The following is a 14,212-nucleotide window of genomic DNA, read 5'->3' on the forward strand; positions in this document are numbered from 1 at the left end:
GAGACAGCAAAGATGTTGAATGTTGTGCCGCCTTCGCGAGCAGGCTCGCTCCCACAGGGTTGGGCGTTGTGTTGATCAGGCGTAGTAGTCGACCGCGCTGGAGCCGATCACGCTGGTGGTGTTGGCCGCTACTTCAGCGACGCTCGAGGTGATGTCGTCATCCATCGAGTCGAGGCGACCACCGCCGGCACTGGTCCGTCCGGTCTGGCTTTGCCGGGCTTGTTCCTGCCCTTGCTGCGAACCACGGGACTGGTCCGAAACATTGACATCGACCTGCCCCATGCCCTGTTGCGCGAACATGTCGCGCAAGCGATGGACCTGGCCATCCAGCGCCTCACGGACGCTCGGATGCGCACTCATGAACGTGACCTGGGTCTGTTGATCGGGAACCATGTTCACCCGAATGTCCAGACGCCCGAGTTCAGCGGGCTGCAACTGGATGTCCGCCGCCTTGAGATTGGCGCTGGACAGGTACATGACCCGGTTCACCACCTCTTCGGTCCAACCGCTCTGATGCATGGCGATTGGCTGGTTCACCGGCAAGGCATTGGCTGTCTTCGGTGTGGCCGCCTGGGTCAACGCTGCCAGACGGTTGGCGAAATCATCGACACGGGTGTCGCTGCTGGCGGACTTGAGATCCTTCAGGCCGTCATCGATCAAGCCGCTGAAAGCCTTGTCGTCACCTTGGCTGGTGCTGCTCTTGTCACCCTGAACATCCAGCAGGGTCGCCATGCCGGCGGCAAAGTTTTGCGCCGACGTCAGCTCTCCGTCAGCCGGGGCTTGTGCCTGTGTCGGTGCAGCCTTGGGCTGTGCCTGGCTGGAAGCCGATACGTGACCGCCCTGCTCCATCGCCAGGCGCACCGCCGGTAAAGCGTCGAGCGGATCGGTCGAGGGATCGAAATCACCGTCGGCAGTGGCCGGCGCTGGAGCGATTGCAGCCGTTGCCGTAGCCGTAGCCGTAGCCGTAGCCGTAGCCGCGGCGGAAACCGGCATTTCAACCACAGGTTGCACGGTGTCGACCACGGCGGGGGCTACCGGTGCCGGCACGACGGGCTGCAATGAAGGATCAAGCGCCGGATCCAGCAGTGCGGCATCAACGACCGGAGCCGGAACGGCATCTGACGCAACATCGCCGGCGGTCTTGTCGTCCGCCTGTACCGACTGGTCAGCAGGCAAGGATTTGCCGCCATCGGCAACCACCGGTTCCTCGGTTGCAGACTTGTCGTCGCCAGCGTCTTTTTTTCCGGCGACATCGCTGGTTGTGTCACGACCCGGCTTGACCGAGGCATCCGCCAACACATTGGGCTTGTTCTGGGCCTGGCTGGCATAGACATGAGCGAAGCTTGCGGCCGTGCCCCCGGGCTCAACGGCCTGCCCCGCAGGATTGGCGGAGCCGGCTTGAGTCTTGGCCTGTCTGGAGGCCTGAAGCAGAATATCGGGGGTAACGGGCATGAAACGGTCTCCGCTGCACGGGGCTCGTAAGTACAGTTGGATGAGTTGACTGCAAAGGTCGGGCCAGTTTCACTCGAAGGAGAGCCAATACAGCTTATGCTCAGATTTTCGCCGGGCAACGCTGTCGCTCAGCTTCGTACAGAGGCCGGATACCGGCAAACTCGTTATCGATTTTGCCGACCAGCTCCTGAATGGCCGCGCACGGCAAACTGGCGGCCTGCTGCTCAAGCTGGTGGCAGAGCCTGGTCAGCCTGACGGCGCCCATATTGCTGCTGCTGCCCTTGAAGCTATGGGCCGTTTCAACCAGCAGTGCGGTACTGCCAGCCGTTCTCAAGACTTTCAGGCGCTCTTCGGAGTCCGCAAGAAAGATATCCAGCAGATCCGGATAGCCCTCTTCCATCACTTCCTGCAATGCGCTCAGCACGCCGCGATCCACATGTGTGTCGTCCACTTGCTCACTCCCTGATCAAGAATGCGCGGATTATGCCAGAGCCTCCCAGATAAACTCCACGCGTGCACTTCGACCATTGTCGCTCCAGCGGGCATTACGCCCCAACTGGCGGATCAGACTGACCCCACGTCCCGACAGGCGGACGTCTTCCAATGGCCTTGCCATCACCCGCTCGACATCGAAACCCTTGCCGCTGTCTTCGATGTGAATGGCCAGGCAACCTCCATCGTCCGTTGGCGTCACCTGCAAATGTAACCGCACATAGCCTTCCTGCAACTCGTCCAGCCGGGTATTGCGTTCTTGATAATACCGCGCAAACCCCGAAGCATCGCGCTTGAGGCTCGAATCCAGCCCCAGCACGCCATGTTCCAGCGCATTGGAATAGAGCTCCGCCAGCACACTGTAGAGCGCACCGCTCTGAGCCCGAAGACCATGGACCTCAAGCAACAACTGCAACAGATAGGGCAACGGATTGAAGCGCTTGAGCGTGGCGGCGCGAAACTCGAAACTCACCGACCAGTCCAGCGGACAGGACTGGCCGCTGTCGGAGTAGACCAACGCCGGCGGAGTGATCTGTGCCGTCTCCAGCAGGCTGATTTCGACCATGCTGACATCGTCGCGCGCTTCTCCGCCGAAATGACGCAGCGCCTGCTCGATCTCTTCGAACAGTGCATCCGGATGGCGATTGGCGGCAAACACCCACTGCAATCGCTGCACGCCAAACAACTGATCATTGGCGTCACAGGTATCGATCACGCCATCGGACAGGAGAAACACCCGATCCCCGAGGGCCATGGGATACACGTCGGTACGCTCATCGAAGGATTCCGGGCTCAGTACCCCCAATGGCAGGTGCCGCGCTGGCAGAGGCGTTCGCTCGCCACTGGCGATGCGATGCAGGTAACCGTCCGGCATGCCGCCGTTCCAGACTTCCACCGAACGGCGCTGAAAACTCAGGCACAGCAACGTGGCGCAGCAGAACATGTCCACCGGCAGGATGCGCTTGAGCTTGGCATTCATCTCGCGCAGGGTTTCCGCCAGGCCGTAGCCCTTGGCGGTCATCCCGTAGAAGACTTCGGCAAGAGGCATGGCGCCCACCGCCGCCGGCAGACCGTGGCCGGTGAAGTCGCCCAGCAGCACGTGCATGTCTCCGGCCGGAGTGAACGCGGCCAGCAACAGGTCGCCGTTGAACAGCGCATAGGGCGATTGCAGATAACGGATATTCGGAGCGGCATTCAGGCAGCCGGAGTGTGCCACCTTGTCGAAAACGGCCTTGGCCACGCGCTGTTCGTTGAGCAGGTAGTCGTGGTGCCGGGCGATCTGGTCACGCTGTTGCAGCACGGTATCCTGCAAGCGCCGCAAGCGATCCATCGCCTTGATCTTGGCAGCGAGAATCACCTGGTTGTAGGGCTTTGCCAGAAAGTCGTCACCGCCGACTTCCAGGCAACGGGCCAGGGCTTCGCTTTCGGACAACGACGTGAGGAAGATGATCGGCACCAGGGTTTCCCCGGCCAGGGCCTTGATCTGCCGGGCCGCCTCGAAGCCGTCCATGACGGGCATCATCGCATCCATCAACACCAGGTGCGGTTGCTGCCGGCCAAACACGTCGACCGCTTCGGCACCGTTGGCCGCCGTCAGCACGTCGTGCCCCTGGCGGCGCAGGATGCTCGACAACAGCAGGCGATCGGCGGCGCTGTCCTCGGCAATCAGGATCGTCAGCGGCTCCAGTGGCTGCATGGCAATCAACTGATGTCGAACAGTTTGTCGAAGTTGGAGATGGCGAGAATTTTGCGCACGTCGGTACTGCTGTTGACGACGCGCACATCGGAATCGTCGCCACCGGCGTGATCGCGCAGCAAAAGCAGCATGCCCAGGGCCGAGCTGTCGAGGTAAGTGGCCTCTTTCAGATCGACCACGACCGCCGATAGCTGTTTATCTTCGTAGGACTGACGAAATTCCTGATGCTTGGCGAAATCGAAACGACCCTTGACCGAGATCGTCAGCTTTTGCCCGTCCTGGGACACTTCTGAAACGACTGACATTTCATGGCTTCCTTGTCATTGAGGAACCTGCTTGTACAAGTTTTAGCATCGTGTAGAGGTTGGGGCAAGGTTGGAAATCATGGTGCCTGTCAAATCGACATCGCGCCCGTCCTGGTTCAATACGGATTCTCACGCGGCAAGCGCTGGGACAATTCATCCAGCAGCTTCTGTTCGCGCCGGTCTTCCAGAGCCCGCGCTTCATCGGCGTAGCGCTGAACCAGCTTGCGCAAGCCTTCGACCCGGGCAAACGCCTGCTGCCAGGTCTCCCGGGCCTTGTTCAGGTTGTTCTGATGCCAGGCCAGGCTTTGCCGCTGCTGGTCGATGGCCGTGCCCAGTTGCGCGAGAAAGCCCTGATAGCCCAGCAACCATTGGCCCGAGACACCGCCACTGCCGCGCACGATCCATTGTTCCTGATAGTCGAGACGGAAGGCTTCAAGGTCGGCGAGCTTGCTTTCAGCCAGGCGAACCTGCCCTTGAAAGTGCCCCAGGCGCTGGACTGCGGTTTTTTCGGCCTTTTCGGCCATTTCCACCACCGGCGCCAGCCGTCCCGCCCGACTCAGGGCCATGACCGCTTAACCGCCTGCCGCTGGCGCGAAGATCGAGGCCAGATACGCCTCGCTTTCGCCCAGGCTGATGCTGTCGTTGAGGCCCTGGCGCAGGTATTTGACCAATTGCGGTTGCAGGGAAATCGCCAGATCGGTCTCGCGATCTCCGCCGGCGACATAGGCGCCGACGCTGATCAGGTCGCGACTCTGCTGATAACGCGACCACAATTGCTTGAAGTACTGCGCGCGCACCATGTGCTCCGGCGACACCACCGCCGGCATCACCCGGCTGATGGACGCTTCGATATCGATGGCCGGGTAATGCCCCTCCTCGGCCAAGCGCCGGGACAGCACGATGTGCCCGTCGAGCACGCCCCGCGCCGAGTCGGCAATCGGGTCTTGCTGGTCGTCGCCTTCGGACAGCACGGTGTAGAACGCGGTGATCGAACCACCACCTTTCTCCGCGTTGCCGGCCCGCTCCACCAGCTTCGGCAGCTTGGCGAACACCGACGGCGGATAGCCCTTGGTCGCCGGCGGCTCACCGATGGCCAGGGCGATTTCCCGCTGGGCCTGGGCGAAACGGGTCAGTGAATCCATGAGCAACAGGACGTTCTTGCCCTTGTCGCGGAAATACTCGGCGATGCGCGTGCAATACATGGCAGCACGCAGTCGCATCAGCGGAGCATCGTCCGCCGGGGACGCCACCACCACTGAACGCTTGAGCCCTTCTTCACCGAGGATGTGCTCGATGAATTCCTTGACTTCACGACCCCGCTCACCGATCAGCCCGACGACGATAATGTCGGCCTCGGTAAAGCGCGTCATCATCCCCAGCAGCACCGATTTACCGACACCGGTACCGGCGAACAGCCCGAGTCGCTGGCCGCGACCGACCGTCAACATGCCGTTGATGCAACGGATGCCCACGTCCAGCGGCTCGCTTATCGGTTCGCGCTTGAGCGGGTTGATGGTCGGGCCGTCCATCGGCACCCAGTCTTCGGCCTTCATCCCGCCCTTGCCGTCCAGCGCACGACCGGCACCGTCGAGCACCCGTCCGAGCATGCTCATGCCCATGGGCAGGCGACCGGTGTCGGCCAAGGGCACCACTCGGGCACCGGGCGCGATGCCGGCGACGCTACCGACCGGCATCAGAAAGACCTTGCTGCCGGAGAAGCCCATCACTTCGGCTTCAACCTGCACCGGGTGATAGCTGTCGTCGTTGATGACCATGCAGCGACTGCCCATGGCGGCGCGCAGGCCTTCAGCTTCGAGGGTCAGGCCGACCATGCGCAGCAGGCGGCCCTCAAGGATCGGCGCGCCGGCCAATTCAGTCGCCTCGGCGTAACTGCCCAGGCGCTTGGCGAAGCTGGTGCGCTCAAGGCGCATCAGGTGCATCCGCTTCTGGCGCGGTCGCCGGCTTGCTGTCGATCGGCAATTCCAGGCTAAGGTCCGGCGCGGCCGGGTGCAAGGCCTGCTCGTGCAATTGATCGAACAGCTTGTCCATCACCCGCGCGACACGGGTTTCCACCGTGGCGTCGATGCGACTGTGCTCGGTCTCGACCCGGCAGCCGCCAGGCAACAACGACTCATCCTCGACGATGCGCCAGGTTTCCTCATGACGCTCGCGCAGGGCTTTGACTTGTGCGAAGTCCTGCGGATTGATGTACAGCCGCACATTGCCCACGCCCAACGGCAAGAGCTTGAGGGCCTCGCGCATGACGTGTTCGATCTGCGTCGAGTCGATGGCCAGTTCGCGCTGGATCACCTGTCTGGTGATGTGCTGCACGAGGTCGACCAGCGACTTTTCAATCTGGGTGTCCTGCTCAGCGATAGGCTCGAACAAGTTCGCCATCAACTGTTCCAGCCCGGCAACTTTCGGGGCCAGCGCCTGTTCGGCTTCCTGACGGACCTTGAGCGTGGTGCTGTGGAAGCCCTCCTTCTCACCCACCGCGAAGCCTTCGTTGTAGGCTTCCTGGCGAATGCTTTCGAGTTCTTCCAGGGTCAGTGGCTGGACTTCCTCCAGCGGCACCTCTTCCATTTCCGGCGGTTCGGGTTCAGGCGTTGGTTCAGGCTCAGGTTCCGGCGGGTCGAAGCTGGGCAGCGCCCAGGACTCGAAGCCACTGACATCCCTGGCCCGGATCAGGTCAGTGGGTGCATCATCATTCTTGACCATGGTGTTAGATCATTTCCTCGCCGCCCTTGCCGCCGAGAACGATTTCTCCGGCTTCGGCCATACGGCGGGCGATGGTGAGGATTTCCTTCTGCGCGGTTTCCACGTCGCTGACGCGCACCGGGCCCTTGGCTTCCAGGTCGTCGCGCAACAGTTCGGCCGCACGCTTGGACATGTTCTTGAAGATCTTCTCCTTGACGCCTTCGTCCGACCCCTTGAGGGCCAGCACCAGCACATCGGAGGACACTTCGCGCAACAGTGCCTGGATCCCGCGGTCGTCGACATCGGCCAGGTTGTTGAACACGAACATGAGGTCTTCGATCTGGCCGGACAGGTCTTCGTCGACTTCGCGGATCGAGTCCATGAGCTGGCCTTCGATGGAGCTGTCGAGGAAGTTCATGATGTCCGCCGCGCGCTTGATGCCACCCAAGGTGGTGCGCGAGGCATTCGAGTTGCCGGAGAACTGCTTCTCGAGAATCTGGTTGAGCTCTTTCAGGGCCGCTGGCTGCACAGTGTTCAGCGAGGACACCCGCAGGATGATGTCGAGCCGCACCTTGTGGTCGAAGTTGCCCAGCACTTCACCGGCCTGGTCCGGATCGAGATACGCCACCACGATCGCCTGGATCTGCGGGTGCTCGTAGCGGATCACGTCGGCGACGGCGCGCGGTTCCATCCACTTCAGGCTGTCGAGGCCGCTGGTGTTGCCACCGAGCAGAATGCGGTCGATCAGGCCGTTGGCCTTGTCTTCGCCCAGGGCCTGGGTGAGCATCTTGCGCACATAGTCGTCGGAGCCGACGCCCAGGCTGGTCTGGTCGCCGACGATATCGACGAACTCGCTCATCACCTGCTCGACCTGCTCGCGGTGCACATTACCCATCTGGGCCATGGCCACGCCCACGCGCTGAACCTCTTTGGGGCCCATGTGGCGCAGCACCTGGGCAGCGTCGGTGGAGCCCAGGGACAGCAACAGGATTGCGGCTTTGTCGACCTTGGACAGTTTGGCGGCAACGGCTCGGTTATCACTCATCTGCGTTAATCCACTCTTTCACGACCTGGGCCACACGACCCGGATCTTCTGCCACCAGACTCTTGATTGCGTTCAACTGAGCGTCATAGCCTTCGCTCGGGCTCGGCAACAGAATGCTGGTCGGGCCACCGAGGCTGACACGGTCGTTGGCCAGCTCGCCGTCCAGACCGCCCATGCCACCCAATTCGACGTCGCTGCCAATACCGGCCAGCTGCTTGCCCTTGCCACCACCGGTGATGTTGTTGAGCACCGGACGCAGCACACCGAACACCAGCACCAGAATGAACAGCACACCCAGCACTTGCTTGACGATGTCCCAGAACCACGGCTGGGAGTAGAACGGAATTTCGGTAATCACCTCACCGCGCTCGGCGGAGAACGGCATGTTGATCACGCTGACGCTGTCACCACGGCTGGCATCGAAGCCGACCGCATCCTGCACCAGGCGAGTGAAGCGCGCCAATTGATCGGCGCTCCATGGCGCGCGGGTGGTTTCACCGTTGGCCGGGTTGATCACGACCTGATCGTCGACGACGACCGACACCGACAGGCGATTCAACCGGCCCTGCTGCTGCTTGGTGTGGCTGATGGAGCGGTCGAGTTCGAAGTTCTTGGTCGATTGTTGACGCTTGTCCGCCGGGTACGGTGCGAGCATCGGCTGACCGGTGGCCGGGTCCATGATTTGCTGGCCGTTGGCATCAACCAGCGGCTGGCCCGGTTGCACCATGCCAGCTGCACCCGGCGTGCCGCCGGTGGTCTGCGGCGCGGAGGCCGGCGCTGGAGGCTGGTTGCTCAGGGCACCCGGCACGCCTTGCGGGCCATTGCTGGCGGTACGCTGTTCGTTGACCGACTGCTCGCTGCGCAACGCCGGTTGATCCGGGTTGAATTGCTCGGAAGTCGACTCGATAGCACTGAAATCCACGTCGGCCGAGACTTCAGCCTTGTAGCGGTCATTGCCCAGCACTGGCTGCAGGATGTTGTGCACACGCTGGGTGAGCATGCTTTCCATGCGACGACTGTAGTCGAACTGCTTGCCAGCCATGGTCAGTTCGGAGTTTTCCGCCTGATCCGAGAGCAGGTTGCCCTTCTGGTCGACCACAGTGATCTGCGACTTGCTGAGCTCGGGAACACTGGTCGCCACCAGGTTGATGATAGCCACGACCTGGCCGGGTTCGAGGGAACGACCGGAATAGAGCTCAACCAGAACCGAAGCGCTCGGCTTGCGCTCGTCGCGCACGAACACCGAACTTTTCGGGATCGCCAGATGCACGCGGGCACCCTTGACGTTGTTCAGGCTGGAAATGGTGCGAGCCAGTTCGCCTTCGAGGCCGCGACGATAGCGGGTCGCTTCCATGAACTGGCTGGTGCCCAGTCCCTGTTCCTTGTCGAGGATTTCAAAACCGATGTTGCCGTCGCTGGGAGTGACACCAGCGGCCGCGAGCTTGAGCCGCGCACGGGACAGGTCATCGGCCTTGACCAGCAAGGCACCGGAATTGGGTTCGACGGTGTACGGGATATCGGCGGAGGCCAGGGTATCCATGACCTGCTTGGCGTCCATGCCGGCAAGGCTGCCGTACAGAGGCCGGTAGTCCGGTTGCTGGGACCACAACACCACGGCAAAACCAATCGCCACGCTCGCCGCCAGGCCGACCAACAGGCCCACCTGACGCAACATGGTCATCTCGGAGAGGTTTTCCAGGAAGGACAACCCGAACAGCGGCGGTTTGCCGTCTATTGGGGTGGCCTTGGCCGGAACGTTATCGGCGACTGCTTCTGCCATGACTCAATCTCGTCCTTTAAACCGGCATCTGCATGATGTCTTGGTAGGCCTGAACCACTTTGTTGCGCACTTGGGTCAACGCCTGGAATGACACGCTGGCCTTCTGCGAGGAAATCATCACATCGGTCAGGTCGACGCCGCTTTTGCCGATTTCGAACGCACTGGCCAACTGCGTGGAAGCCTGTTGGGTGTCGTTCACTTTATTGATGGCCTGACCGAACATGTCGGAAAAGCTGCTGCCCGTCATTTCAGGGACGGCAGTCGATTTCGGCGCAGACATGGCATCCATTTGCATGGCCCGCATATCCAGCATCAACCGATTGAATTCAATACCTTGGCTCATGGTTTCTCTCTTTGACGACCCGCAATTTTTTGACACTCACTCGGCGGGTAGTGAGGTGTTAGCAACAAGGGTGCCAGCTCCATGGCCACTCTGAACAAAAGCCCTTCCCGGGCCTTTTGTTGTCCGCCAATCAGGTCGCGAACAGAAAGGCTTCCACGTCCATGCCGGCATCGCGCATCTGCGCCAGCTTGTAGCGCAAGGTCCGCGGGCTGATACCCAGGCGCTCGGCCGCCTCTTTGCGACGACCGCGCTCGGCGCGCAAGGTATCGATGATCATCTGGAATTCACGGCGACGCAGGTCATCGCCCAGCGCACCGGCCGACTCGGACTCGATTTCCACAGCGCGCACCGGTACTTGCGCCAGTGCAGGCAGTGGCGCACAAGCCACCGGACCGGCCAGGCAGAAATCCTGCGGCTGGATCAAGCCACCCTGCTGCAGAATCAGCGCACGTTGAATCGCGTTGTCCAGTTCACGCACGTTACCCGGCCACGGATAACCGATCAGGCACGCCTGGGCCTCGGGGGACAATCTGGCAGCCGCATGCTTCATTTTATTGACGTGCCTGGCCAGCAGTCGCTCGGCCAGCGGCAGTATGTCGGCGGTGCGCTCTCGCAACGGGCGCCAGGCCAGGGGAAACACCGACAGGCGATAGTAAAGATCTTCGCGGAAGCGCCCCGCTGCCACTTCACCCGCCAGGTCGCGATTGGTGGTGGCGACCACGCGAATGTCCAGTGTGATCGGCTTGCGCGCCCCAACCCTTTCGACCTCGCGCTCTTGCAGCACGCGCAGCAGTTTGGCCTGAAGCCCCAGGGGCATTTCGGAAATTTCGTCGAGCAGGATGGTGCCGCCGTCGGCCTGTTCGAACTTGCCGGCTTGCGCGGCTATGGCGCCGGTGAAGGAGCCCTTCTCGTGCCCGAACAAGGTCGCTTCGAGCATGTTGTCCGGGATCGCTGCGCAGTTGATCGCAATGAACGGCTGACTGGAACGATGAGAGTGCTGATGGATGTAACGCGCCAGCACTTCCTTGCCCGTGCCCGACTCACCCGAGATCAACACCGTGGAATCGCTGCGTGCGACCCGCGCCGCCAACTCGAGTAGCTGCGCGCTCGCAGGCTCGAACGCTATCGGCCCCTCACCCTCGGTCAGGCCAAGACTGCCCAGGGCATGACGCCCCACCAGATCGAGCAACGCCTTGGGCTCGAATGGCTTGACCAGGTAGTCCGCCGCCCCTTGTCGCATCGCATCGACCGCACGCTCGACCGCACCGTGAGCGGTCATCAGCAACACCGGCAACTGCGGCTGCCGCGCTCGCAGCAGGCCCAGCAACTGGTGGCCGTCCATGCCCGGCATGTTGACGTCACTGATCACCAGGCTGAAAGCCTCGCCGCCGACGGCAAGCAACGCCTCCTCGGCCGAACCCACCGCCTTGAAATCGTGCCCCGCGAGCAACAGCGTATCGGCCAGCGCATCGCGCAACGCGCGGTCGTCCTCGACCAGCAGTACCTTGATACCCATTTGTGTCACTCCGCTCCTTGAGCGCTGCTGAACAACGGCAGGATCACCTGTGCGCAGGTGCCGCGACCGAGCCGCGAACGCAACTGCAATTCTCCCTGATGAGCACGCGCCACTGCCTTGACCACGGTCAGGCCAAGACCTGTGCCGGTAGTCTTGGTGGTAAAAAAGGGTTCGCCCAATCGCGCCAGAACGGCGGCATCGATACCGCAGCCACTGTCACTGACACACAGACGCAGGCTGTTGCCGCGGGTGTAGAGGTGAATCTTGAGGCGCAATTGACCGGCACTGGCCTGAATGGCGTTCTCGATCAGATTGAGGATCGCACCGACCAGGGTGTCGCGATTGCACAGCAACTCCCCCGAATGACTGTCGCACTGCCAGCGGATCGGCAGGTCCTGTACGTGGGTCAGCGCCGCCGCTTGCAACGATTGCATCAGCTGACCGGGCGTCACGCGGTCGGTCAGCGGCAACTCGCCCCGGGCAAAGACCAGCATGTCGCGCACCTGGTGTTCCAGCTCGTGCAGGCGCTCCTTGAGGCGCCCGGCAAAGCGCTGCTGGGTAGCGACAGGCAGCTCTTGCTCGGTCAAATGACTGGCATACAGCAACGCGGCGGACAACGGCGTGCGTATCTGATGAGCCAACGAAGCGACCATGCGCCCCAGTGACGACAGCCGCTCATGGCGGGCCAGTTGATCCTGCAGGTGGCGGGTTTCGGTCAGGTCGTTGAGCAACACCAACTGGCCAGGTTCGGCGTCCAGCGAGCGCGTGGCGATCGACAGGCGCCGACCATCCTTGAGGGAGACTTCATGGCCATCGTCTTCGCGCGGCGCAAAACAGCGGGCAATGACGTGGCGCCACAATTCACCTTCCAGCGGCAACCCCAGCAACTCGCACGCTGCCGGATTGGCTTCGCGCACGATGCCCTGGGCGTCAATGACGATGACACCGCCGGGTAACAGATCGAGGAGGTTTTGCAGGCGGTTGGCCAGGCGTTCTTTTTCCGCCAGCTCCTGCATGCGCTGGGCACTGACCACCGCCAGTTCACCCTTGAGCTCGGTTACCCGGGCTTCAAGCATGCTGTAGGAATCGGTCAACTGACTGGACATCTGATTGAACAGCGCAAATGCCTGCTCAAGGCCAAGCCGGCTCGCCTGCTCTACGGACGACGGTTGCCCCAAAGCATCAGGGACAGGAGACATCTGGGCGGCTTGGGGCATCGTGCTCTCTCGCTTGGCTGACCGTCAGTGAAACGGAACGTTGCGAGGGATGTAGCAATACCCGTGCCTAAAAAAAACTGCTTATAAATGAATGGATTGGAAAACAGGCGTCAATCATCCGCCTGCTCGTCTCCATCGCGACGGCTCATGCCGTACTTGCGCATCTTTTCCACCAGTGTGGTACGACGAATGCGCAGGCGCTCGGCTGCGCGCGCCACAATGCCGTTGGCGTCATCCAGCGCCTGCTGGATCAACCCTTGCTCCAAACCACCGAGGTAGTCCTTCAGGTCCAGGCCTTCTGGCGGCAGCATGGCATTGGCGGTGAAGTCCTGGGTATGGCCGTTGATGGCCACGCGCTCTTCCAGATCGCTGCGCAGGCTGTCGACCATCTGCTCGTCTTCATCGTCGACGTAGCGGAATTTCTTCGGCAACTCGACCACACCGATCACGCCGTATGGATGCATGATCGCCATGCGCTCCACCAGGTTGGCCAGTTCACGGACGTTGCCCGGCCAGCCATGGCGGCACAGCGACATGATCGCTGCCGAGTTGAATCGGATCGAGCCGCGCTTCTCGTGCTCCATGCGCGAGATCAGCTCGTTCATCAGCAGCGGAATATCTTCGACGCGCTCACGCAGCGGCGCCATCTCGATCGGGAACACATTCAGGCGGTAGTACAGGTCTTCGCGGAAGGTGCCGATCTCGATCATGCTTTCGAGATTCTTGTGGGTCGCCGCAATGATGCGCACGTCGACGCTCTGGGTCTTGTTGCTGCCCACGCGCTCGAAGGTGCGCTCCTGCAACACACGCAGCAGCTTGACCTGCATCGGCAGCGGCATGTCGCCGATTTCATCGAGGAACAGGGTGCCGCCGTTGGCCAGTTCGAATCGACCGGCGCGGCTGGTGATCGCCCCAGTGAAGGCGCCCTTCTCATGACCGAACAATTCGCTTTCCAACAACTCGGCCGGGATCGCCCCGCAGTTGACCGGCACGAACGGCGCTTCGCGGCGCTTGGAATGGTAATGCAGGTTGCGCGCAACCACTTCCTTGCCAGTGCCGGACTCACCGAGGATCAGCACGCTGGCATCGGTGTCGGCGACTTGCTGCATCATCTGGCGGACGTGTTGAATCGCCCGGCTGGTGCCGACAAGGCTACGGAAAAGATTGGGTTCGCGATGGCGACCGCGCTCGCGGGCCTGGTCGTACATCTCGCGATAGACCTGGGCACGGTGCAGCGAATCGAGCAATTTGCTGTAGCTGGGCGGCATTTCGAGGGTCGAAAGCACTCGCCGACGCTGGTCTTCCGGCAGGTCAATGGAAGAATTATCGCCCATTAACAAAACCGGAAGGAACTCATCCCATGTCGAGAGTGTCTTAAGCAAGCCCAGAAGTGCACCAGGAGCGTTGACCGTCCCGATGAGGACACAGATCACTTCACGACTTGACGACAAAGAGCCGACAGCCTGCTGCCAGTCATGGCTGCCGCAGGGTAAATTTTCTTCGCCGAGAAAATTTAAAATCACCGCCAGGTCGCGGCGGCGGACGCTATCGTCATCGATCAGCAGAATTTTGGTTTCACGCCACATGCAATAGCAACTTCCCTAGTCAACTCAATGCCCAAAATGCTGGGGCAAGCTAAACGCTTGCAGGCCTGATATGCCTGAAGACG

Annotated in this window: 13 protein-coding genes; all 13 read right to left on the bottom strand. The window is 61.6% G+C overall.

The features are described 5' to 3' along the window. Positions 1 to 75: 75 nt before the first annotated feature. A complete protein-coding gene (locus KGA96_RS26785) occupies positions 76 to 1,452 on the bottom strand; it encodes a flagellar hook-length control protein FliK (RefSeq protein WP_223515549.1) in 1,377 nt (458 codons plus the stop codon). Positions 1,453 to 1,552: 100 nt separating this feature from the next. Further along, positions 1,553 to 1,903 carry an Hpt domain-containing protein gene (locus KGA96_RS26790; RefSeq protein ID WP_223515551.1) on the bottom strand — a complete coding sequence of 117 codons (351 nt, stop codon included), beginning with the start codon at positions 1,901 to 1,903 and terminating at the stop codon, positions 1,553 to 1,555. 30 nt (positions 1,904 to 1,933) lie between these two features. After that, on the bottom strand, positions 1,934 to 3,640 hold the full coding sequence (locus KGA96_RS26795; protein ID WP_046037705.1) for a fused response regulator/phosphatase: 1,707 nt from the start codon (positions 3,638 to 3,640) through the stop codon (positions 1,934 to 1,936). A 5-nt stretch (positions 3,641 to 3,645) separates the two neighbouring features. Further along, positions 3,646 to 3,945 carry an STAS domain-containing protein gene (locus KGA96_RS26800; protein ID WP_046037706.1) on the bottom strand — a complete coding sequence of 100 codons (300 nt, stop codon included), beginning with the start codon at positions 3,943 to 3,945 and terminating at the stop codon, positions 3,646 to 3,648. A 116-nt stretch (positions 3,946 to 4,061) separates the two neighbouring features. After that, positions 4,062 to 4,511 (bottom strand): flagellar export protein FliJ, encoded by a 450-nt coding sequence (gene fliJ, locus KGA96_RS26805; protein ID WP_046037707.1) that lies wholly within the window; start codon positions 4,509 to 4,511, stop codon positions 4,062 to 4,064. A 6-nt stretch (positions 4,512 to 4,517) separates the two neighbouring features. Further along, complete coding sequence (gene fliI / locus KGA96_RS26810; protein WP_046037767.1) at positions 4,518 to 5,876, bottom strand: flagellar protein export ATPase FliI; 1,359 nt, start codon at positions 5,874 to 5,876, stop codon at positions 4,518 to 4,520. Continuing rightward, entirely contained in the window at positions 5,866 to 6,663 is a 798-nt protein-coding gene (gene fliH, locus KGA96_RS26815; protein WP_223467205.1) for a flagellar assembly protein FliH, read from the bottom strand. The genes fliI and fliH overlap by 11 nt, the downstream gene beginning before the upstream one ends. A 4-nt stretch (positions 6,664 to 6,667) precedes the next feature. Continuing rightward, positions 6,668 to 7,687, bottom strand: a complete 1,020-nt coding sequence (gene fliG, locus KGA96_RS26820) for a flagellar motor switch protein FliG (protein WP_007983391.1) — start codon at positions 7,685 to 7,687, stop codon at positions 6,668 to 6,670. Then, entirely contained in the window at positions 7,680 to 9,467 is a 1,788-nt protein-coding gene (gene fliF, locus KGA96_RS26825) for a flagellar basal-body MS-ring/collar protein FliF (RefSeq protein ID WP_223515554.1), read from the bottom strand. The genes fliG and fliF overlap by 8 nt, the downstream gene beginning before the upstream one ends. A 16-nt stretch (positions 9,468 to 9,483) precedes the next feature. Further along, a complete protein-coding gene (gene fliE / locus KGA96_RS26830; protein WP_008052868.1) occupies positions 9,484 to 9,810 on the bottom strand; it encodes a flagellar hook-basal body complex protein FliE in 327 nt (108 codons plus the stop codon). A gap of 130 nt (positions 9,811 to 9,940) precedes the next feature. Further along, positions 9,941 to 11,326, bottom strand: coding sequence for a sigma-54-dependent transcriptional regulator (locus KGA96_RS26835; protein ID WP_046037710.1), 1,386 nt, complete (start codon positions 11,324 to 11,326; stop codon positions 9,941 to 9,943). 5 nt (positions 11,327 to 11,331) lie between these two features. Next, positions 11,332 to 12,525: a sensor histidine kinase gene (locus KGA96_RS26840; protein ID WP_223515572.1), complete on the bottom strand. Its 1,194-nt coding sequence runs from the start codon at positions 12,523 to 12,525 to the stop codon at positions 11,332 to 11,334. Positions 12,526 to 12,653: 128 nt separating this feature from the next. Then, positions 12,654 to 14,129, bottom strand: coding sequence for a sigma-54 dependent transcriptional regulator (locus tag KGA96_RS26845; protein WP_046037712.1), 1,476 nt, complete (start codon positions 14,127 to 14,129; stop codon positions 12,654 to 12,656). Positions 14,130 to 14,212 lie beyond the last annotated feature (83 nt).

It is taken from the genome of Pseudomonas sp. GL-R-26 (genome assembly GCF_019947365.1).
Lineage (GTDB): Bacteria > Pseudomonadota > Gammaproteobacteria > Pseudomonadales > Pseudomonadaceae > Aquipseudomonas.